This is a genomic window from Acidovorax sp. GW823-FHT01C06 (assembly GCF_058798375.1).
Genome location: NZ_JBXAKN010000011.1, coordinates 1 through 19,486, shown reverse-complemented (window position 1 = coordinate 19,486; position 19,486 = coordinate 1). Strand labels below are relative to the sequence as shown.

Here is a 19,486-nt window from a genome sequence, read left to right as displayed (position 1 = left end):
ACAGAAGCAAACCATCCACCTGCCACCATGACCCTCACCGCACAAGACTGCCGCGCCCTCGATGCGCAAGACCCCCTCGCCCCGCTGCGCGGGCACTTCACCCTGCCCCCGGGCGTGATCTACCTGGACGGCAACTCGCTGGGCGTGGCCCCCAAGGCCGCGGCAGCCCGCGTGGCCGATGTGGTGACGCGCGAGTGGGGCACGGACCTCATCAAATCCTGGAACACCGCCAGCTGGTTCGATCTGCCCCAGCGCCTGGGCAACCAGCTGGCCCCGCTGATCGGCGCGGGCCCGAACGAAGTGGTGTGCACCGACAGCACCTCGATCAACCTGTACAAGGTGCTGAGCGCGGCGCTGAAAATCGCCCGCGAGGACGGCCCGGCGCGCAAGCGCGTCGTGAGCGAGCGCAGCAACTTCCCCACCGACCTGTACATCGCCGAGGGCCTGTGCAAGGAGCGCGGTCTGGAGCTGGTGCTGGTGGAGCCCGAGGAGATCGCCGCCGCGCTGGCCCCCGACGTGGCCGTGCTGATGCTCACCCACGTGAACTACCGCACCGGCGCCATGCACGACATGGCCGCCATCACGGCCGCAGCGCATGCCCAGGGCATCCTGTGCGTGTGGGACCTGGCGCACAGCGCAGGCGCGGTGCCCGTCGATCTGAACGGCGCGGGTGCAGATTTTTCCATCGGATGCGGCTACAAGTACCTGAATGGCGGCCCCGGCGCACCGGCCTTCGTGTGGGTGCACCCGCGCCACGCCGACCGCTTCTGGCAGCCGCTGTCGGGCTGGTGGGGCCACGCGGCGCCGTTTCAGTTCACGCCCGACTACCAGCCTGCACCCGGCATCACGCGCTACCTGTGCGGCACGCAGCCCATCATCAGCCTGTCGGCGCTGCAGTGTGGGCTGGACGTGTTCACGGCCGCGCAGGCGCTGGGCGGCATGGCCGCGCTGCGCACCAAGTCGCTGGCACTCACCGACCTGTTCATACAGCTCGTGGAAGAACGCTGCGCGGGCAACGGCCTGGGCCTGGCCACGCCGCGCGACCATGCCCGGCGCGGCTCGCAGGTGTGCCTGACGCGCGACGAGGGCGCGGGCGTCAACGGCCAGGGCAGCGGCGCCTATGCCATCGTGCAGGCGCTGATCGCGCGCGGCGTGATCGGCGACTTCCGCAAGGGGGACGGCGGCCAGGGCCCGCACAAGGACATCCTGCGCTTTGGCTTCACGCCGCTGTACCTGGGCTTTGAAGACGTGTGGAATGCCGTGGAGCACCTGCGCCAGGTGCTGGAGAGCGGCGACTGGCAAAAGCCCGAGTTCAACCAGACGCACGCCGTGACCTGACCGGGAAGGAGATTGACCATGTGCCCCTTCTCGCAAACCCCGTCGCAAGGCGCTGCCAGCGCAGCGTCCGCCACGCCCCTGCCCGAGTCCATCGTGCACGAGGAACGCGCCCAGCTCGACTTCAGCCAGTCGATGAGCTACGGCGACTACCTGCAGCTCGACGCCATCCTCACCGCGCAAAAGCCGCTCTCGCCCGCGCACGACGAGATGCTGTTCATCGTGCAGCACCAGACCAGCGAGCTGTGGATGAAGCTCATGCTGCACGAGCTGCGCGCGGCCATTGCGCACATCGCCAACGACGAGTTGCAGATGGCCTTCAAGATGCTGGCGCGCGTCTCCAAGATCATGGAGCAGCTGGTGCACGCCTGGGACGTGCTGGCCACCATGACGCCGCCCGAATACACCGCCATGCGCCCGTACCTGGGCCAGTCCAGCGGCTTTCAGAGCTACCAGTACCGCAGCATCGAGTTCGCCCTGGGCAACAAGAACCGCGCCATGCTCAAGCCCCACGAGCACCGCGCCGACCTACTGGCCCAGGTGCAGGCCGCGTACGAGGCGCCCTCGCTGTACGACGAAGCCCTGCGCCTGCTGGCGCGCCGCGGCATCCCCGTGCCCGCCAGCCACCTGGAGCGCGACTGGACCCAGCCCTACGCGGAAAGCGACGGAGTGGAGCAGGCCTGGCTGGTGGTGTACCGCAACCCCAAGGAGCACTGGGACCTGTACCAGCTGGGCGAGGAACTCACCGACCTGGAAGACGCATTCCGCCTGTGGCGCTTCCGGCATGTGACCACCGTGGAGCGCGTGATCGGCTTCAAGCGCGGCACGGGCGGCACCGGCGGCGTGAGCTACCTGCGCAAGATGCTGGACGTGGTGCTGTTCCCCGAGATCTGGAAGCTACGCACGGACCTCTGAGCAGCGGGGCACGGGCCTGCCAGCACGCAAAAAAGAAGCCTGCCGCCCCCTGGCGGACAGGCCTTCGAGATGCCGGCAGCGCTTTCCACACAAGCGCTGGCAGCTATTATTTTTGTAGTTTTTTCTCCCTTGAGCACGCGTCCCCGCCCAGCCCGCCACTGGCCGCGCCGGGACGTTCATCTGGCGCCGCCTTCAGTCCCCCACCTTGGTGAACACCTGCCCGCCCGAGAGCTGGTAGGCGGCGTTGTCCACCTGCAGGCTGCGCTCGCTGGTGATGTCGAAACGCTGGTGGAGCTCGGGCGTGTCGCCGTTCAGGATGGGCGTGGAGACGGCCATGGAGCGCAGCGCCAGCGTGCCGGCGCTGGTGTTCACTTCCAGCCGTGCGGCCCCCTGGTAGCCCCGTAGCGCAGGCGATGTGCCGGCGGCCGTCGGGGCCTGGTAGACCCGGGCGGGAAACGCCAGGCGCACCCGGGTGTCCAGGGCCTGCACGTCGAGCACGGGGCGCGTGCTGTCGAGCGTGGTGATGCTGCCACGGCCACCCAGCTTCCCGGCCGCCAGCCGCCGGCCCTGCGCCGGGTTGCGCACGTCAAACAGCGCAAGCTGGATGCCCTCGGCCGTGCCGCCGAGCGTGCTGTCCTTGCCCACGCCCAGCAGCAGCCCGCCGGGCAGCGGGACCAGGTGGTCCGCATGGCCGCCAGCCGCCAGCTCGCCCGCCACCGTGGGGTTCGCCGGGCTGGCCAGGTCGAGCACCCACACGGGCTCGGCCGCGGCGAAGGTGGTGGCATAGGCCCGTGGGCCCGCGAAGAACACGGTGTCCACCTGCTGGTCGCCGCGTGCCGTGCGCGGCTTGAGGGCCAGCTTGGCCTGCACGCTCAGGCGGCTGTCGCTGCCACTGTCGCGCAGCACCGTCAGCAGCGCGGGCGAGGCCTGCTGCGCCTGGATGGTCACCGGCGGCATGCCGCTTTGGCCCGCCGCGCCCGTGAAGGTCAGCACGCGCAGGTCGTTCTGGTGCTCGTTCAGGCGCGACGGCATGCGGCGCAGGTCCCAGCCCAGGTGGCCGTCCACGCTGCCCGATGCGTCGTAGTCCACCTGCGCGCCCCGGAAGGTGAACTTGTGGATGTCGGTGCGGCTGCCCGCCGGGAACACGGTGTTGATCACGTCGCCGCCATAGCGGTACTGGCGCGAGCTGGCCACGTACACGCTGCGCGCGCCCAGGTGCACCGCCTCGCTGCCCCCCGCGAAGCACCGGCTCGTGCGCGCCAGGTTCGATGACGCCAGGTCGATGGCCGTGATGGAAGTGAGCTGCAGCGACAGCGAGGCATTGCCCGTCTGCACCAGGCAGTCGGCTTCGTTCACCAGCGGCTGGGGCTGGCCGCCGTCCACGCGCAGGGTCGGAATCAGCGCGGCGGTGTTCAGGTCCTTCAGCGCGGCCTCCACGGCCGATGCCGAAGCCCCGGCAGGCACGTTGAAGCGCAGAAGGTCGGGCGACCAGGTGGTGACCAGGTACAGCGTGTTGCCAATCAGGCGGCTGCCCACCAGCAGCCCGTCGATGCGCATCTGCTTGAGCTGCATCGGGGCCGCGTCCTTGCCGACCGAGAACAGGTCCAGCGACAGCATGCGGCTGTATTCGGGCATCACGGTGATGCCCGCGTCCGCCGCCACGATGGGCTGCCGGTCGGCATACGGGTCCTGCTGGGACAACACGGCGGCACGCGTGCCGCCGCCCGCCACGTACAGGCCATGGGGGATGAACTTCGCGTCCAGCGTGACGCGGCCCACGTTGCTCAGGCTGCCATCGGCCGCGCGGGCCAGGGTCGAGAAACGCGGAGGTTCGCGGCCCGCGTCCGTGGCGTAGGCCCGGTGCAGGCCGTAGAGCATGCCGCCCTCGGCCTTGATGAGGCCGTCTTCCTCCACCGCAGGCCCGGCCAGCGGCACGCCCGTGTTGGCGACCACGCTGCCCGCGGCGCTCAGCGCCCCCACGGTGGGCACGGTGATGGCCGTGCCGCTGTAGCCCAGCGCGGCACGCTGGGCGATCTTGGCCTTGAAGTACGCCACCAGATCGCCAGAGCGCGTGACCTGCAGCCGCGCCTCGTTGGGCGTGAGCGGCCCGCCGCCATCCCCGCTGCCCCCGCCGCACCCGGACACGAATGCGGCCGTTGCCACGGCCAGCCAGGCGGGCGGCACGCCCGCGACCTTCTTCATCAACCCTCGGTATGCCATTCGATTTTTCTCCCTGTGGATGGATCTGGGCCCCGGGCGCCTTCGCCACCGGCCTCGATTTGGATAAGTGGGATAATATCCCACAAAATTTCCACCGGTCAACCGTATGACAATGGCCACCCGCCCCTGACACGCCCCGCGCCCACACCCGCATGCCTTCCCGCTCCGCCATCGTCCTGGCTTCCGCCCTGCATGTGCTGCGCCCTCTGGCGCGGTTGCTGCTGCGCAATGGCGTGGCCTACCCGGCCTTCGCGGCGGCCATGAAGAAGGTGTTCCTGGAGGCCGCCCAGGACGAACTGCAGGGCACGGGCAAGAAGGCCACCGACAGCGCCCTGAGCCTGATGTCCGGCGTGCACCGGCGCGACGTGCGCAACCTGGGCCGCCTGGCCGAGCCCGCCGCCGAGGACGGGCCCGCCGAGACCCCCCTCAGCATGGCCAGCCAGGTCGCGGCGCGCTGGCTGAGCCAGGCCGATTGCCTGGACGACGAAGGCCAGCCCCGCGCGCTGCCCCGCAGCAGCAGCAGCAATGGCGATGCGCCCCACTTCGGTGCGCTGGTGGCCGGCATCAGCAGCGACGTACGGCCCCGTGCCGTGCTCGACGAGCTGGTGCGGCTGGGCATGGCCGAGGAAAGCGGGGACGGGCAGGTCCGGCTGCTGGCGGCGGGCTTCGTGCCGCGCCAGGGCTTCGCGGAAATGGCGCGGCTGATGCAGGACAACCTGCACGACCACCTGGCCGCCGCCAGCCTGAACCTGCAAGGCGGGCACAACTACCTGGAGCAGGCCGTCTTCGTGGACCAGCTCAGCGAGGAGTCCGCCCAGCGCCTGCATGCGGTGGCGGCCAGGGCATGGCGCCAGGCGTTCAAGACGGTGATGACCGAGGCCCAGGCCCGCTACGACCACGACCAGCACAACACCCCGCCCGGCGAGCGCAACCGGCGCGCCCGCTTTGGCAGCTACTTCTATGCCGCAGACAAAGATGAACGTCCTTCCTGAACGCCTGGCCCGCGGGGCCAGACTGCTCACACTGGCCACCTTGCTGGCCCTGGCCGCCTGCGGCCCCGGCACGGGCGGAACCGGCACGGGGCCCATCAGCGGGGTGCTCAACTTCTCGGGCTCGGGTTTCTCGGCGGGCGTGCCCTGTCCCACCTGCGGCCAGGTCAATCTGCGGCTGGAGGATGAGCTGGTCGAGCTGACCGTCACCTGCCGGCGCTTCATCCACACCGGCCCCTGGGAGATCGACGCCCAGGGCCTGGCCGTGCTGGAAGGCACCCTGGAGACCACGGGTTTCGACAATGGCCTGGCGCTGACGGGCACCGTGCCCGCGGTCCTGCGGCTGCAGTTCAGCGAAACGCGGGCTGACAACAGCCGGGAGGTGGCCGCCACGGTGCGCGACGCCCATGGCAACCACCTGGTGGAGCCGCTGACGCTGGAGCAGCGCCCGGCCGCCGCCTCGCCCGAGGCGTGCACCGCCGGCAGCTAGGGGCCGGGCGGGCGGCGGGGGGCGGTGCGGATGGCGGCACAGGCCGGGCGAACGGCCGGCGCAGCCCGCCTTCCGTCATCACATCCGCCCGCACGCACGCGCGCCGGATAGTTGGACTTCGGCCGCAGCCACGCGAAGTACGGGGTTCAAGGGAAGGGGATTGCCCGGGCCGCACGGAGCCTGGCGCGCGGGGCACCTGCCCGCGGCGTCGCACAGGCCCTGGGCACGAACATGGAGCGGGCGCCACGCAGCACACCGCAGGGATGGCCGGCGTGCGCCATGCCACCGGCCCCGCGGCCCCGCCTGAAGGAGAAGGCGAGGAAAAAAGCGGGGCGGAAAGGAAGGCTACCGGGCGCTGCCGGCCACCATCATGGGGCGGCTGCTGCGGCACCAGATCGGTGCCAGGTGGCCGATCTGGATGGTCAGCTCGTTGCCCTTGCCCAGCACGGTCGTCGGGCCATTGCTGTAGGCGTACCCCGTCTCGGCCACCTGCTTGGGCAGATCGACCGTCCAGCCACTGCGCAGCAGCACACCCATGCCCTGTTCGGGATAGAACTGCATCTCCACCTTTTCGCCGTTACCGCACGCGAACTGCATGCTGCTGCGGTCCACCGGCTCACTGAAAGCCTGCAGGGCGGGCGGCTGGCTGGCACAGCCCGTCAGCATCAGGGTCGCCAGCGCACCTGAACTCAGCAAAACCATCTTCTTCATCGGTCACTCCTGACGTCGCGGTGCACCTTGCAGCCCACCCGACAACTTCCAACGTCCAACGGCTCGAGGCCCCCTGGCCCCATAAGCACGAACCTTGCCACTACCACCCACTGCCTGCGCCATCCTGCTTGCGAGAGACCGAAACCAGCGACTTCAGAACCATGACCCACACCGGCGCAAGGCATGCCCACAAGAGTGCCTCAGGCCCCCTGGCCCGTCATTGGGGTGATCCCCACATCGAGAGCCTCCTCTAAAGTCTGTCCCGCCCCTGTGGCGCCCTCGTGACGGACCCCAAAGCCCCTTCGCGGGGTGCCATTGAAGCCATGCAGCGGCGCAATGCGCTGCGCAGCACCCGATTGAGAGCACATTTCGCCAAAGATGCGGGGTGGCCGACACGCCGCGCTGGCCGCCGGCAGGGGGTCGGGACATACCCTAGGCGCCCCTTCGCGCGGCGCCCTCGCAGCCGCCCGGCTTGTCCGCCAGCGACAGCCAGGGCGCCGCCGTGCAGTTACCCTCGGTGGGCAGCGCGCCCTTTGCCTGGTTGAACCGCAGTCCGGGGCGCCGCGCACTACAGGAGATCCATCACCGTGCAGGCGCCCCCTTCCCCCACGCCCTCCCCGCTTCTGGCGCCCCGCGCCGCCTGGGCCATGCTGCTCGCGCTGGTCTCCGGCTTCGCGCTGAGCCAGGCGTTTCGCACCATCACCGCCATCATGGCCACCGGGCTGCGCGCGGAGTTCGGCCTCTCGGCCGAGGCATTGGGGGTCTTCGCGGGGGCGTTTGCCTTCGCCTTCGGCACCATGCAGCTCTTCATGGGCATCGGCATCGACCTGTACGGCGTGCGGCGCACGCTGCTGGTGGCGTTTCCGCTCGCCATCGCGGGCTCGCTGCTCTCGGCGCTGGCCCCGAGCTACGGCGGCGTGTTGCTGGGCCAGGTGCTCATCGGCGTGGGCTGCGCGCCCGCGTTTCTGGTCTGCACGGTGTTCATCGCGCGCTACTTCCCCGCCAGCCGCTTCGCGATGGTGTCGGGCGTGGCCATGGGCGTGGGCGGGCTGGGCATGCTGTTCACGGGCACGCCGCTGGCCTGGCTGGTGCAGCAGTCGTCCTGGCGCATGGGCTTCGCCGTGCTGGCGGGCCTGGCCGCGCTGGCCTGGCTGCTGATCTTCTGGAGAGTGCATGAACCCACCCACCCCGTTCACGCCGCGCAGGCCCCGCAGCCGCGCGAGTCGGTGGGTGATGCGGTGCGCGGCTTCGGCGCCCTGTTCCTGCTGCCGCACACGGCCGGGATCATGCTGCTGGCGCTGATGACGTATGCGTCGTTCCTCACGCTGCGCGGGCTGTGGCTGGGGCCGCTGTTGATCGAGCGGCACGGCTATTCGCTTGTGGCCAGCGGCAACGTGGCCATGCTGTCGTCGCTGGTGTCGCTGTTCACCCCGGCCTATTTCGGCCGGCTGGACCCGGGCCCCGCGCGGCGCAGGCGCTGGCTGGCGGGCTTTACCGTGCTGCTCGCCGGGCTGTTCGCCGCCATCGGCTTCCTGCACGCCGAGTGGCTGGACGTGGGCGGCTCCATCGCCGTGGGCCTGCTGTCGGGCTACATGGTGCTGCAGTACGCGGACGTGCGCTCGTCCTACCCGGCGGCCATGACGGGGCGTGCCATGGCGGTGTTCACCATGGCGCTGTTCCTGGGCGTGGCGCTGATGCAGTGGGTGACGGGCCTGGCCGCCTCGCAGGCGGCCGCGCGGGGCGCGGACCCGTACGTGGCCGTGATGCTCACCATCGCCGGCATGCTGGCCGCGGGCGTGCTCGCCTTCAGGTTGCTGCCCGCACCGGCTCCCGCGCATTGACGCGGCCGCGGCCGGGCGGGCAGGCCGCCAGGCCCGCGCCCTCCACGCGCCACCACTGGAGCACGCCGAACAGCAGCTCGAACGCAGTGAAGCCCAGCACGATGGCGCTGGCCCCATGGGCCACGGCATAGATCTGCCATGCCGCGAACAGGAAACGGGCCACGCCATCGAGCCGCCCCAGCAGCAGCGAAGGCGCCGCGATGCGCGCCGCCGACCACACGACCACCACCGACCCCAGGAGGTTGGCCAGCAGCATGTGGGTGGTATCAAGCGGGTGCAGCGTGCCTGGCAGGGCCAGCGCCTGGGCGACAAGCCCCAGCTGCGCGTAGAGCCAGGCAAAGGTCCAGGGCAGCGCGAACGGCCAGGTCACGAGCAGGTCGTACCAGCCGCTGGCACGCACGACGCGCAGGTAGCGGGATTCGGAAAAGGCTGGGAACGTGGCAGCGAAAGTGGCCATGGCGGTGCGGTCATCGAAGTGAAAGAGGCCCCTAGCTTCAGGCCTGAAGTACGCTTCAGGGTCAAGCACTTTTTTGGGGCATCCGCATGGACCTTCTTCAGCTGGCCGACCTGCAGCCTGCCAACATACGCCAGATCTGGGCGCTCGCGGGCGGCGCGCCGGGCCCCGCGTTGGCGGGCACCGTGGCGTGGTCGTTCGAGGGCAACGGCATCCGCACGCGCACCACGTTCATCCAGGCGTTCCGGCAGCTGGGCCTGGCGTTCACCGAGCTTCCCCATCTGCTCAAGACCGGGGAGCGGCCCGAGGACCTGGCCGGCTACCTGGACCCGTTCTACGCGCTGTACGTGGTGCGCGAGTCCGACCACCCCCGGCTCTCGGCCTTCGCGGCGGCGTCGCGCCGGCCCGTGATCAATGCGATGTCGGCCCAGGGCCACCCCTGCGAGGTGCTGACCGACGCGTACTACGTCGACAGCCGGATCAAGCCGCTGCGGGAAGCACGCGTGTGCCTGTGGGGGCCCAGCACCAACGTGTTCCGCTCATGGCACGAACTGGCACGGGTGATGGGGTTCGGGCTGGTGCAGGTGTGCGACCGGCGCTTTCACGAGGCGCTGCCGAACGTGCAATTCGTGGAACCGTCCGCGCTGCCGGACGCGGTGGATGTGGTGGTCACCGACAGCTGGCCCGCCAGCGCCGAGGCCGGCGCCACCACGCAGGCCGACCTGGCGCCGTTGACCGAAGAGCATCTGGCCGCGATGGGCCACCCCGCCCTGCTGCCCACGCCGCCTTTCACCCTGGGCCGCGAGCTGGCGGTGGACCCGCTGGCCTACCCCGGCTTCGTGGGCTACGCACAAAAGGAACTGCTGCTGCCGGTACAGGCTGCCATCCTGCGCTGGGTGCTGGCATCGGAAAAAAGGGCCGGCACCGGGGACGCCCATGCGGATCGGTGAGCTCGCCGCCGCCTCGGGACTGAGCCGCGAGGCGCTGCGCTTTTATGAGCAGCAAGGGCTGATCCGCTCGCGCAGGCTGGCCAACGGCTACCGCGACTACCCACCCGAAGCGGTGATGCTGGTGCAGTACATCCGCATGGCGCAGCAGCTGGGCTTCACGCTGGCGGAGATTGGCGACCGGCTGCCCGGCATCTGGGACACGCCCGACCCCGCGCCCGCGCTGGCGCAGGTGCTGGCCACCAAACTGCAGGAGATCGACACGCGCATCGCCGCGCTGCAGGCGTTGCGCCAGACGCTGGCCGAACGCGTGGCCACCGACTGCCCGCTGCGCGCGGCGCAGGCTGGCTGAGGCCCGCTCCGCTTCAGAACTTTCAGCAAAAAGAGGCTCTTGCGCTTATCCATAAAGCGTTACAAGCTATTGAATTGATAGCAACAAGGCAGTGATTGCAGTGGCGCCACCGGCACGGCAGGGCCGTTCCAGCCACCGCAGCGGCGGCTGGAACGCGCTCACGCAATGGACCCAGGCACCGTGTGCAGCAGCACCGGGTGGTTGCCGTAGGCGTCCACGCTCTCGATCTGCACGCCAAAACCCCACAGGCGCGCCACGTGCCTGAGCACCTCCTGCGTGTCGTCGCCCAGCGGGCGGCCCTGGTACTGGGTATGGCGCAGGGTCAGGCTGCGGTCACCGCGCAGGTTCACGTTCCACACCTGGATGTTGGGCTCGCGCGTGCCCAGGTCGTATTGCTGCGAGAGCATCTGGCGCAGGCCGCGGTAGCCGTTCTCGTCATGGATCTCGCTGACCACCAGCTCGCGCTCGTTGGCATCGTCGTGCAGGGCGAACAACCGCATCTCGCGCATCAGGTGCGGGCTCAGGTACTGGCCGATGAAGCTCTCGTCCTTGAAGTTGCGCATGGCATGGTCGAGCGTGGGCAGCCACGGGGAGCCCGCGATGTCGGGGAACCAGCGCCGGTCTTCGGCCGTGGGGTTCTGGCAGATGCGCTGGATGTCGCGGTACATGGAAAAACCCAGCGCGTAGGGGTTGATGCCGCTGTAGGCGCGGTGCCCCACGGGGGGCTGGAAGATCACGTTGGTGTGCGAGCCCAGCCATTCGATCATCACCCCGTCGCTCAGGTAGCCCTCGTCGTACAGGGTGGTGAGCAGGGTGTAGTGCCAGAAAGTGGCCCAGCCCTCGTTCATGACCTGGCTCTGCCGCTGGGGGTAGAAATACTGCGCGATCTTGCGCACGATGCGCACGATCTCGCGCTGCCAGGGCTCCAGCAGCGGCGCGTTCTTCTCGATGAAGTACAGGATGTTCTCCTGCGGCTCCTTCGGAAAGCGGTTGTGCTCCTGCGCCGCGCCGTCCTTGCCGGGCCGCGTGGGCAGGGTGCGCCACAGCTCGTTGACCTGCTGCTGCGCGTAGGCCTCGCGCTGCTCGCGCTCCAGGCGCTCGCGTGCCAGGTTCTTCTTGGAGGGACGGCGGTAGCGGTCCACGCCAAAGTTGGCCAGCGCGTGGCACGAATCCAGAAGCCGCTCCACCTCGTCGAAGCCGTAGCGCTCCTCGCACTGGGCCACGTAGTCCTTGGCATACACCAGGTAGTCGATGATGGAGGAGGCGTCCGTCCACATGCGAAACAGGTAGTTGCCCTTGAAGAAGCTGTTGTGCCCGTAGGCCGCATGCGCGATCACCAGCGCCTGCATGGCGGTGGTGTTCTCCTCCATCAGGTAGCTGATGCAGGGGTTGGCGTTGATGACGATCTCGTACGCCAGCCCCATGTGGCCGCGCCGGTAGCGCCGCTCGGTGGCCAGGAACTCCTTGCCGTAGCTCCAGTGGCGGTAGTTCACCGGCATGCCCACGCTGGAGTAGGCGTCCATCATCTGCTCGGCGGTGATGACCTCCAGCTGGTTGGGATAGGTGTCCAGGCCGAAGCGCTCGGCGGTGGCGGCGATCGCGCCGTGGTAGCGCTCGATCAGCTCGAACGTCCAGTCGCCCGGGTCGGGCAGCGGCTGGGCGGGCCGCGCCCCGGCGGGCAGGAGCTGCTCGGGCACGGTGCGGTGGCGGCGCTCGCCAACGAGGGCCGTCTTCCAGGGGTTGTCGCGGATGCGGCGCTCCAGCACCGGGTATTGGGTCATGTTCATACCTGCACCCCCTCGCTCTTGAAGAGGTCGCGGAACACGGGATAGATGTCGCCCGGCTCGGAGACCTTGCGCATGGCGAAATGGGGATGGAGCGCCAGCAGCTGGCTGTATTCGTCCCACAGGTTCTGCTCTTCCTGGGCCACCTGCACATAGGCAAAGTAGCGCACCAGCGGGAGGATCCGCTCCACCAGCAGGCTGCGGCAATTGCCGCTGTCGTTGGTGAAGTTGTCGCCATCGCTGACCTGGGCGGCGTAGATGTTCCAGTCCCCAGCGGGGTAGCGCGCGCGGATGATCTGGTCGAGCAGCACCAGCGCGCTGCTGACCACCGTGCCACCACTCTCGGTGGAGTGGAAGAACTGCTCCTCGCTCACCTCGGTGGCCTGGGTGTGGTGGCGGATGAAGACGATGTCGATCGTCTCGTAGTGCCGCGTGAGGAACAGGTACAGCAGGATGAAGAAGCGCTTGGCCAGGTCCTTGCGGGCCTCGTCCATGGAGCCCGAGACGTCCATCAGGCAGAACATCACCGCCTGGCTGTTGGGCACCGGCACCTGCACCCTGGCCCGAAAACGCAGGTCGATGGGGTCGAGGTACGGAATCCGGTCGATGCGCTGCCGGAGCGTGTCGATGCGGCGCTGCAACTCGGCCACCGCCTCGCTGGTGCCGTCATCCTGCGCCAGCAGCGCGTCGAGCTGCGCCTGCAGCGCCACAAGCTCGCGGTGTGGCGCCTTGCCCAGCGCGATGCGCCGCCCCAGCGCCCCGCGCATGGTGCGCAGCACCGCCAGGTTGTTGGGAATGCCGTCCTGGCTGTAGCCGGCGCGGCGCGACTTCCATTTCGGGTTCTCGCCGATGTGCGTGCGCAGCAGGCGCGGCAGCGCGAGGTCTTCGAAGAAGAGCTGCATGAACTCTTCCTTGGTCAGCGTGAAGGTGAAGTCGTCCTCTCCCTCCCCGCTGTCGCTGGCCTGCGAGCCGCTGCCGGTGCCCCCCTTGGGCCGCGCGATGCGGTCGCCGCGCACATGCTCCGCATTGCCGGGGTGCACCACGTCGTGGATGCCACCCTGGCCATGGTGGAACACGGGCTCGCCAATGTCCTTGCGCGGGATGGTGACGCTCTCGGCCTGCTCGATGTCGCGGATGCTGCGCCTGGACACAGCGCGGCGCACGCTGTCCGCGATCTGCTCCTTGAAGCGGCGGACAAAGCGCTCGCGGTTCCCGACCGATTTGTTCTTGCCTGCGAGCCTGCGGTCGATGATTTGCAATGCCATCTGCTTAGCTCCCATGCATGGACAGGCGCCCCGGCGGGACGCGCTGGCAACCCCGATCAACTGCTTTTTCGGACGCGCAGGTACCACTCGCACAACAAACGCACCTGCTTGGGGGTGTAGCCCTTGTCCACCATGCGGGTGACAAAATCCTCGTGCTTGCGCGCCTCCTCGGCACTGGCCTTCGCGTTGAAGCTGATGACGGGCAGCAGCTCCTCGGTGTTGGAGAACATCTTCTTCTCGATCACCAGGCGCAGTTTCTCGTAGCTGGTCCAGCTCGGGTTGTTGCCCTGGTTGTTGGCGCGCGCGCGCAGCACGAAGTTGACGATCTCGTTGCGGAAATCCTTGGGGTTGGCAATGCCCGCGGGCTTCTCGATCTTCTCGAGTTCGGCGTTGAGCGCACTGCGGTCGAACACCTCGCCGGTGTCGGTGTCGCGGTACTCGTTGTCCTGGATCCAGTAGTCGGCGTAGGTGACGTAGCGGTCGAAGATGTTCTGCCCGTACTCGCTGTAGCTCTCCAGGTAGGCCGTCTGTATCTCCTTGCCGATGAACTCGGCATAGCGCGGTGACAGGAACTCCTTGATGTAGCTGGTGTACTTGGTTTCCAGCTCGGAGGGGAACTGCTCGCGCTCGATCTGCTGCTCCAGCACATACATGAGGTGCACCGGGTTGGCCGCCAGCTCGGCGCTGTCGAAGTTGAACACCTTGGACAGGATCTTGAACGCGAAGCGCGTGGAGATGCCGGTCATGCCCTCGTCCACGCCGGCGTAGTCGCGGTACTCCTGGTAGCTCTTGGCGCGCGGGTCGGTGTCCTTCAGGCTCTCGCCGTCATACACCTGCATCTTGCTGAAGATGCTGGAGTTCTCGGGCTCCTTCAGGCGCGTCAAGATGGCGAACTGCGACATCATCTTGAGCGTGCCCGGCGCGCACACGGCGTTGCCCAGTGACGATTCGCGGATCAGCTTCTCGTAGATCCGTATCTCCTCGCTCACGCGCAGGCAGTACGGCACCTTGACGATGTAGATGCGGTCCAGGAAGGCCTCGTTGTTCTTGTTGTTGCGAAAGGCCTTCCACTCGCTCTCGTTGCTGTGGGCCAGCACCACGCCGTCGAACGGGATCGCGCCGAAGCCCTCCGTGCCCTTGTAGTTGCCCTCCTGCGTGGCGGTGAGCAGCGGGTGCAGCACCTTGATGGGCGCCTTGAACATCTCCACGAATTCCAGCAGCCCCTGGTTGGCCAGGCACAGGCCGCCGCTGTAGCTGTAGGCGTCGGTGTCGTCCTGGGCAAAGGTCTCGAGCTTGCGGATGTCCACCTTGCCCACCAGGCTGGAGATGTCCTGGTTGTTCTCGTCGCCCGGCTCGGTCTTGGCAATGCCCACCTGCTTGAGGATGCTGGGGTAGCGCTTGACCACGCGGAACTGGCGGATGTCGCCGCCGAACTCGTCGAGCCGCTTGACCGCCCAGGGCGACAGCACGCGCTGCAGGTAGCGCCGGTGAATGCCGAACTGCTCCTCCAGCACCGGGCCGTCCTCCATCGCGTCGAACAGCCCGAGCGGCGACTCGTTCACCGGCGAGCCCTTGATCGCATAGAACGGCACCTTCTGCATCAGGTACTTGAGCCGCTCGGCGATGGAACTCTTGCCCCCGCCCACCGGCCCCAGCAGGTAGAGGATCTGCTTGCGCTCCTCCAGCCCCTGCGCGGCATGGCGAAAGAAGCTCACCACCTGCTCGATGGCATCCTCCATGCCGTAGAACTCGGCGAACGTGGGGTAGCGCTTGATCACCTTGTTGGCGAAGATGCGCGACAGGCGCGGGTCGTTGCGCGTGTCCACCATCTCGGGCTCGCCGATGGCGGCCAGCATGCGCTGGGCCGCCGTGGCATAGGCCATGGGATCGCGCTTGCACTCGGCGAGGTACTCGTCGATCGACATTTCCTCTTCGCGGCTGCGGGCGTAGCGCGCGGCGAAACTGCTGATGGCATCCATACGACCTCCTGTGGCGGCACCCCTGGCGGGCCCGGGAAGTGCCACGGTGTTGCAGTGGGAATCGCTACTGGCTCATCTCTTTGTAGCACCATGGTCCGCCCTTGAACAGGGTGTTTGTGTGCGCATGCGGTGCTTTTTACATCCATGCCCGCCCATGGATAGAGCAGGCATGCCGCGCAAAGTTCATTGGTGCGAGGGCCCCGCCGTCCAGCGCGGCCAGCTATCGCGCAAGGGCATCACAGCGAACTGGCAATGGAGCCATCGCCCCGGTACAGCCAGGGCACGTCCAGCAGCCGTTCGCCCAGCAGGCGCAATGAGAGATCCCGCCCCCAGCGCACGGGGCCCATGGCGTGGAAGATGCGCCCGTTGCGCGTGGAGCGGGCCTGCACGCGCGCATTGCGCTGCCAGCGGTTGAGGGCATACCGGGTCAGGCGCAGCGGCACCTCCAGGTCGTGCATGGCCAGCGCGCGCTGCAGCTCCGCCGCGTCCTCGATGGCCATGCCCGCGCCCTGGGCCAGGTAAGGGCGCATGGGGTGGGCGGCATCGCCCAGCAGGGCGACCAGGCCCTGCGCCATGTCGCCCGCGCCACGCACCGGCGGCCGGTCGCACAGCGGCCACAGGCGCCAGCCGCCCGCGCCGCCCTGGTCGCTCACGCTGCGCACCACGTCCTGCAGCGCGGTGCAGGTGCCCTGCAGGGCGTGTTCCAGCCCCGTGGCGTTGGCGGCATGGTCCCAGTTCTCCAGGTCTTGCGGCGCGGGGCCCTGCACGATGACGACGATGTTCTGCAGTTCGCCCCGGCGCACGGGGTACTGCACCGCATGCAGGCGCGGGCCCAGCCAGGCCGTGACCTGCGCGGTGCGCAGCGCGCCGGGCAGTGCGTGCTGCGGCACCAGGGCGCGGTAGGCCAGGTGCCCCGTCACGCGCGGCGCCACCGCGCCCAGCAGCTGCGTGCGGGTGCGGCTCCACAGGCCGTCGGCGCCGATGAGCGCATCGCCTTCCACCTCCTTGCCCCGGCTCGTGCGCACGGTGACGACGCCATCGCCGTCGGCAAAGCCCTCGATCGCGTGCGCGAGGTGCAGCTGCGTGTCGGTGTATTTGGTCAGCGCCGCCAGCAGCAGGCCGTGCAGGTCGGCGCGGTGGATGGTGGCGTAGGCGGCGCCGTAGCGCTGCACCGCTGTCGGGCCCAGCGGCAGCACGGCCAGTTCGCGGCCGCTGACGGCATTGCGCACCTGCAGCCGGCTCGGAAACGCCGCCACGGCCTGCAGCGGCTGCTGCAGTCCCCAGGCCTGCAGGCGGCGCACCACGTTGGGCCCGATCTGCACCCCCGCGCCCACCTCGCTGAAGGCTGCGGCGCGCTCGTACAGCCGCACGTCCCAGCCCGCCCGCGATGCGCCCAGCGCCGCTGCCAGCCCCCCAATGCCGCCACCGGCGACCAGTACCTGCTTCTTCATGCACCGATTGTGCCGTGCGGACGCCCGCCGCGGCTTGTCATGGCGCAGGGCCCGCGCGAGGAAGGCAGCGCGCCGTCACAGCGCGGGCCGCAGGGCGCGCTCCAGCACCTCCGCCGGCATGGGGCGGCCAAACAGATAGCCCTGGAAAGCCTGGCAGCCGTGGCGCTGCAGGAACTCCAGCTGCCCCGTGGTCTCCACGCCCTCTGCCACCACGGCCAGGTCCAGGCTGTGCGCCAGGGCCAGGATGGTGCGCACGATGGCCGCGTCGTTGGGGTCGGTCTGCAGGTCGCGCACGAAGCCCTGGTCGATCTTGAGCTGGTCCAGCGGCAGGCGCTTGAGGTAGCTCAGCGACGAGTAACCCGTGCCGAAGTCATCGAGCGAGAACCCCACGCCGTAGCGCCGCAGGTATTCCATGCGCGAGATCACGTCCTCCACATCCGCCAGCAGCAGGCTTTCGGTCAGTTCCAGCTTCAGGCGCTCGGGGTTGGCGCCGCTCTTGTGCAGGATCCCCAGCATCTGCTCGACGAAATCGGGCTGGCGGAACTGCCGCACGCTCACGTTCACCGACAGAAAGAACTGGCGCGTGAGCGAGCTGCGCGACCAGGCCACGAGCTGCGCGCAGGCGGCTTCGAGCACCCAGTGCCCGAGCGGCAGGATCAGCCCCGTCTGTTCGGCCAGCGGAATGAACTCGGCCGGTGATACGAGACCGCGCCGCGGGTGCTTCCAGCGCACCAGGGCCTCCGCGCCCTGCAGGCGGCCCTTGCCGTCCACCACGGGCTGGAAATACAGCACCAGTTCTTTTTCCTGCAGGCCCCGGCGCAGGTCGGCTTCCAGCGCCGAGCGGTTGCTGACGGCGGCCTGCATGTCGGGGTCGAAGAAGCGCTGGGTGTTGCGCCCCGCGGCCTTGGCCTGGTACATGGCCAGGTCGGCGTGCTTGAGCAGTTCGTCCACGCTGCAGGTCTGCTGACCAAACAGCGCGATGCCGATGCTGGGCGTGCTGTGGTGGCTGGTCTCGCCCAGCGCGTAGGGCTTGCCCAGCGTGGTGGCGATGTGGCTGGCCACCAGGGCGGCCTCGGCGCTGGCATGGGGGCCGTCGGCGCTCAGGCCTTCCACCAGCACCACGAACTCATCGCCGCCAAAGCGCGACACGGTGTCGGCCTCGCGCACGCAGCCCTTCAGGCGCTGGGCCACCTGCAGCAGCAGCTGGTCGCCCGTGTCATGGCCCAGGGTGTCGTTGAGGTCCTTGAAGTTGTCCAGATCGATGAACAGCAGCGCGCCCTGCGCACCCGACCGGGCGACCACCGCCATCGCGCGCTGCAGGCGGTCCACCAGCATGCGGCGGTTGGGCAGGCCGGTGAGCATGTCGTAGAACGCCAGGCGCTCGATCTGGCTTTCGACCTCCTTGCGCTCGGTGATGTCGCGGCCCACGCCCCGGTAGCCCCACAGCGCGCCCTGGGCATCGAACACGGGCACCCCGCTGACCGAGATCCAGTGCATGCTGCCATCGGGCCGGTGGCGCTGCAGCTCCAGGTCGCGAAACGGCTGCCGGGCCTGCAGCACCGCGCGGTGCGCCGCCCAGTCGGCCTCGGTCATGTTGAGCGCGCCGATCTCCCAGCGGGTGCGGCCCATCACGTTGGACAGGGGGATGCCATTGACGCTCAGATCGCCCGCCAGCTGCACGAAGCGGCCTTCGGCGTCGTGCTCCCAGTACCAGTCGGACGACAGGTCGCTCAGCGAGCGAAAGCGGGCCTCGCTCTCGCGCAGCTCGTTCTCCACGCGCACGTAGTCGCTCACATCGGCGAAGGTGCGCACCAGGCCGCCGTCGGGCAGCTCGGTGGTGCGCACCTCGAAGGTACGGCCATCGCGCGTGGTGCGCCAGTAGACCGACGGGGCGGCGGCGACCGCGCCCCCCGCCACGTAGGCATGCCCGCGCCGGTCCACGAGGCGATGGCCTTCGCCAAAGTCGCCCCGCTCGGCCTGGATGCGGGTCAGGTCGGCCAGGGTGGGCCGCGTGGCCATCAGGGATTCGGGCAGGTCCAGCAGCTCGAGCACGCGCTGGTTGTAGACGGTGATGCTCCCATCCGGCGCGGTCTTGAAGATGCCCTGGCTCATGCTGGCAAGCGTGACCTGCAGCGTGGCGCGCTGCTCCTGCAGCAGGGTCAGCGCATCCTGCCAGATGCGGGCGTCCACCATGCGCACGGGCTGGCTCTGCCCCTGGGTCCTGTGCAGCAGCGCGGCCAGCCGGTGCAGCAGCTCGCCCAGGTGGGCCACGCCATCGGCGTCGCGCACCATGTAGTCGCCCAGTCCGCAGCGGAACGCGCGCGCGGCCAGGGCCTCCTGGTGGGCGTCGATGCACATGAGCACGGGGCGCCCGGCGCACAGCTCCAGCACGCCGGGCAGATCCTGCACCGAGGGCTTGAGGCACAGCACCACGGCATCCCAGGCCTGCGAGGCCAGCGGCGCCCGCGCGGTGTCCGGCGTGGGGCTGTTGACCACGCGCCAGCCCGGGTGGTGCGCGGCGATCAGGCGCCGCGCCACCGCGGCATGCTGCGTGTCGCTGTCCACCCAGAGGATGCCTGGCCCGGCGGTCATGGCTTGCGCCCCTCGGCCACGGCCACCACGGGCTGCGCGAACAGGCCCAGCTGGTGCTCGCGCACAAATACGTCGATGGGCACCGGCCGCCCGAAAAGAAACCCCTGGAACCCCTCGCAGCCATGCAGCCGCAGGAACGACAGCTGCCCCGTCGTCTCCAC

General features: G+C 69.0%; 15 protein-coding genes. 7 read left to right on the top strand and 8 right to left on the bottom strand.

The annotated features are described in order from the left end of the window. The first annotated feature begins 27 nt into the window (after window positions 1–27). Window positions 28–1,338: a kynureninase gene (gene kynU / locus AC1RCS_RS20270; RefSeq protein WP_492245824.1), complete on the top strand. Its 1,311-nt coding sequence runs from the start codon at window positions 28–30 to the stop codon at window positions 1,336–1,338. A gap of 18 nt (window positions 1,339–1,356) precedes the next feature. Continuing rightward, window positions 1,357–2,250: a tryptophan 2,3-dioxygenase gene (gene kynA, locus AC1RCS_RS20265; RefSeq protein ID WP_492245825.1), complete on the top strand. Its 894-nt coding sequence runs from the start codon at window positions 1,357–1,359 to the stop codon at window positions 2,248–2,250. Window positions 2,251–2,442: 192 nt separating this feature from the next. Here kynA and AC1RCS_RS20260 read toward each other — a convergent pair whose 3' ends face one another. After that, the gene (locus AC1RCS_RS20260; protein ID WP_492245826.1) at window positions 2,443–4,470 is read right to left on the bottom strand and encodes a beta-propeller domain-containing protein; all 2,028 of its coding nucleotides are present in this window, start codon (window positions 4,468–4,470) and stop codon (window positions 2,443–2,445) included. A gap of 152 nt (window positions 4,471–4,622) precedes the next feature. On the opposite strand from AC1RCS_RS20260, the gene AC1RCS_RS20255 reads away from it, so the two are divergent. Together AC1RCS_RS20255 and AC1RCS_RS20250 are read left to right on the top strand one after the other, a co-directional pair. Next, window positions 4,623–5,462 carry a DUF6502 family protein gene (locus AC1RCS_RS20255; protein ID WP_492245827.1) on the top strand — a complete coding sequence of 280 codons (840 nt, stop codon included), beginning with the start codon at window positions 4,623–4,625 and terminating at the stop codon, window positions 5,460–5,462. Beyond that, window positions 5,446–5,949: a hypothetical protein gene (locus AC1RCS_RS20250; RefSeq protein ID WP_369641783.1), complete on the top strand. Its 504-nt coding sequence runs from the start codon at window positions 5,446–5,448 to the stop codon at window positions 5,947–5,949. The genes AC1RCS_RS20255 and AC1RCS_RS20250 overlap by 17 nt, the downstream gene beginning before the upstream one ends. 345 nt (window positions 5,950–6,294) lie before the next feature. Here the strand turns inward: AC1RCS_RS20250 and AC1RCS_RS20245 are convergent, their stop codons facing one another. After that, window positions 6,295–6,660 carry an MliC family protein gene (locus AC1RCS_RS20245; protein ID WP_218293660.1) on the bottom strand — a complete coding sequence of 122 codons (366 nt, stop codon included), beginning with the start codon at window positions 6,658–6,660 and terminating at the stop codon, window positions 6,295–6,297. 647 nt (window positions 6,661–7,307) lie between these two features. Here AC1RCS_RS20245 and AC1RCS_RS20240 point away from each other — a divergent pair. Further along, window positions 7,308–8,501: an MFS transporter gene (locus AC1RCS_RS20240; protein ID WP_218294418.1), complete on the top strand. Its 1,194-nt coding sequence runs from the start codon at window positions 7,308–7,310 to the stop codon at window positions 8,499–8,501. Here the strand turns inward: AC1RCS_RS20240 and AC1RCS_RS20235 are convergent. Continuing rightward, entirely contained in the window at window positions 8,467–8,958 is a 492-nt protein-coding gene (locus AC1RCS_RS20235; RefSeq protein ID WP_492245828.1) for a hypothetical protein, read from the bottom strand. The genes AC1RCS_RS20240 and AC1RCS_RS20235 overlap by 35 nt on opposite strands. An 86-nt stretch (window positions 8,959–9,044) precedes the next feature. Here AC1RCS_RS20235 and AC1RCS_RS20230 point away from each other — a divergent pair, with 86 nt between their 5' ends. Continuing rightward, window positions 9,045–9,905 carry an ornithine carbamoyltransferase gene (locus AC1RCS_RS20230; protein ID WP_492245829.1) on the top strand — a complete coding sequence of 287 codons (861 nt, stop codon included), beginning with the start codon at window positions 9,045–9,047 and terminating at the stop codon, window positions 9,903–9,905. Next, window positions 9,892–10,254 carry a MerR family transcriptional regulator gene (locus tag AC1RCS_RS20225; RefSeq protein WP_218341873.1) on the top strand — a complete coding sequence of 121 codons (363 nt, stop codon included), beginning with the start codon at window positions 9,892–9,894 and terminating at the stop codon, window positions 10,252–10,254. The genes AC1RCS_RS20230 and AC1RCS_RS20225 overlap by 14 nt, the downstream gene beginning before the upstream one ends. Before the next feature lie 158 nt (window positions 10,255–10,412). Here the strand turns inward: AC1RCS_RS20225 and AC1RCS_RS20220 are convergent, their stop codons facing one another. The 5 genes from AC1RCS_RS20220 to AC1RCS_RS20200 form a co-directional block, all read right to left on the bottom strand. Beyond that, window positions 10,413–12,041 (bottom strand): SpoVR family protein, encoded by a 1,629-nt coding sequence (locus AC1RCS_RS20220; RefSeq protein ID WP_218293656.1) that lies wholly within the window; start codon window positions 12,039–12,041, stop codon window positions 10,413–10,415. Beyond that, a complete protein-coding gene (locus AC1RCS_RS20215; RefSeq protein ID WP_492245830.1) occupies window positions 12,038–13,303 on the bottom strand; it encodes a YeaH/YhbH family protein in 1,266 nt (421 codons plus the stop codon). The genes AC1RCS_RS20220 and AC1RCS_RS20215 overlap by 4 nt, the downstream gene beginning before the upstream one ends. 56 nt (window positions 13,304–13,359) lie before the next feature. Then, window positions 13,360–15,282 carry a PrkA family serine protein kinase gene (locus tag AC1RCS_RS20210; protein ID WP_218293654.1) on the bottom strand — a complete coding sequence of 641 codons (1,923 nt, stop codon included), beginning with the start codon at window positions 15,280–15,282 and terminating at the stop codon, window positions 13,360–13,362. Window positions 15,283–15,518: 236 nt separating this feature from the next. Beyond that, window positions 15,519–16,733, bottom strand: coding sequence for an FAD-dependent monooxygenase (locus AC1RCS_RS20205; RefSeq protein ID WP_218293653.1), 1,215 nt, complete (start codon window positions 16,731–16,733; stop codon window positions 15,519–15,521). Window positions 16,734–16,808: 75 nt separating this feature from the next. Beyond that, window positions 16,809–19,325: a putative bifunctional diguanylate cyclase/phosphodiesterase gene (locus AC1RCS_RS20200; RefSeq protein ID WP_218293652.1), complete on the bottom strand. Its 2,517-nt coding sequence runs from the start codon at window positions 19,323–19,325 to the stop codon at window positions 16,809–16,811. Between the last annotated feature and the right edge of the window lie 161 nt (window positions 19,326–19,486).

What these genes read in the sequence shown, in the direction of transcription:
- kynU (WP_492245824.1), top strand. Translation starts at nt 28, where the DNA reads ATGACCCTCACCGCACAAGACTGCCGCGCCCTCGATGCGCAAGACCCC.
- kynA (WP_492245825.1), top strand. Translation starts at nt 1,357, where the DNA reads ATGTGCCCCTTCTCGCAAACCCCGTCGCAAGGCGCTGCCAGCGCAGCG.
- AC1RCS_RS20260 (WP_492245826.1), bottom strand. Translation starts at nt 4,470, where the DNA reads ATGGCATACCGAGGGTTGATGAAGAAGGTCGCGGGCGTGCCGCCCGCC.
- AC1RCS_RS20255 (WP_492245827.1), top strand. Translation starts at nt 4,623, where the DNA reads ATGCCTTCCCGCTCCGCCATCGTCCTGGCTTCCGCCCTGCATGTGCTG.
- AC1RCS_RS20250 (WP_369641783.1), top strand. Translation starts at nt 5,446, where the DNA reads ATGAACGTCCTTCCTGAACGCCTGGCCCGCGGGGCCAGACTGCTCACA.
- AC1RCS_RS20245 (WP_218293660.1), bottom strand. Translation starts at nt 6,660, where the DNA reads ATGAAGAAGATGGTTTTGCTGAGTTCAGGTGCGCTGGCGACCCTGATG.
- AC1RCS_RS20240 (WP_218294418.1), top strand. Translation starts at nt 7,308, where the DNA reads ATGCTGCTCGCGCTGGTCTCCGGCTTCGCGCTGAGCCAGGCGTTTCGC.
- AC1RCS_RS20235 (WP_492245828.1), bottom strand. Translation starts at nt 8,958, where the DNA reads ATGGCCACTTTCGCTGCCACGTTCCCAGCCTTTTCCGAATCCCGCTAC.
- AC1RCS_RS20230 (WP_492245829.1), top strand. Translation starts at nt 9,045, where the DNA reads ATGGACCTTCTTCAGCTGGCCGACCTGCAGCCTGCCAACATACGCCAG.
- AC1RCS_RS20225 (WP_218341873.1), top strand. Translation starts at nt 9,892, where the DNA reads ATGCGGATCGGTGAGCTCGCCGCCGCCTCGGGACTGAGCCGCGAGGCG.
- AC1RCS_RS20220 (WP_218293656.1), bottom strand. Translation starts at nt 12,041, where the DNA reads ATGAACATGACCCAATACCCGGTGCTGGAGCGCCGCATCCGCGACAAC.
- AC1RCS_RS20215 (WP_492245830.1), bottom strand. Translation starts at nt 13,303, where the DNA reads ATGGCATTGCAAATCATCGACCGCAGGCTCGCAGGCAAGAACAAATCG.
- AC1RCS_RS20210 (WP_218293654.1), bottom strand. Translation starts at nt 15,282, where the DNA reads ATGGATGCCATCAGCAGTTTCGCCGCGCGCTACGCCCGCAGCCGCGAA.
- AC1RCS_RS20205 (WP_218293653.1), bottom strand. Translation starts at nt 16,733, where the DNA reads ATGAAGAAGCAGGTACTGGTCGCCGGTGGCGGCATTGGGGGGCTGGCA.
- AC1RCS_RS20200 (WP_218293652.1), bottom strand. Translation starts at nt 19,325, where the DNA reads ATGACCGCCGGGCCAGGCATCCTCTGGGTGGACAGCGACACGCAGCAT.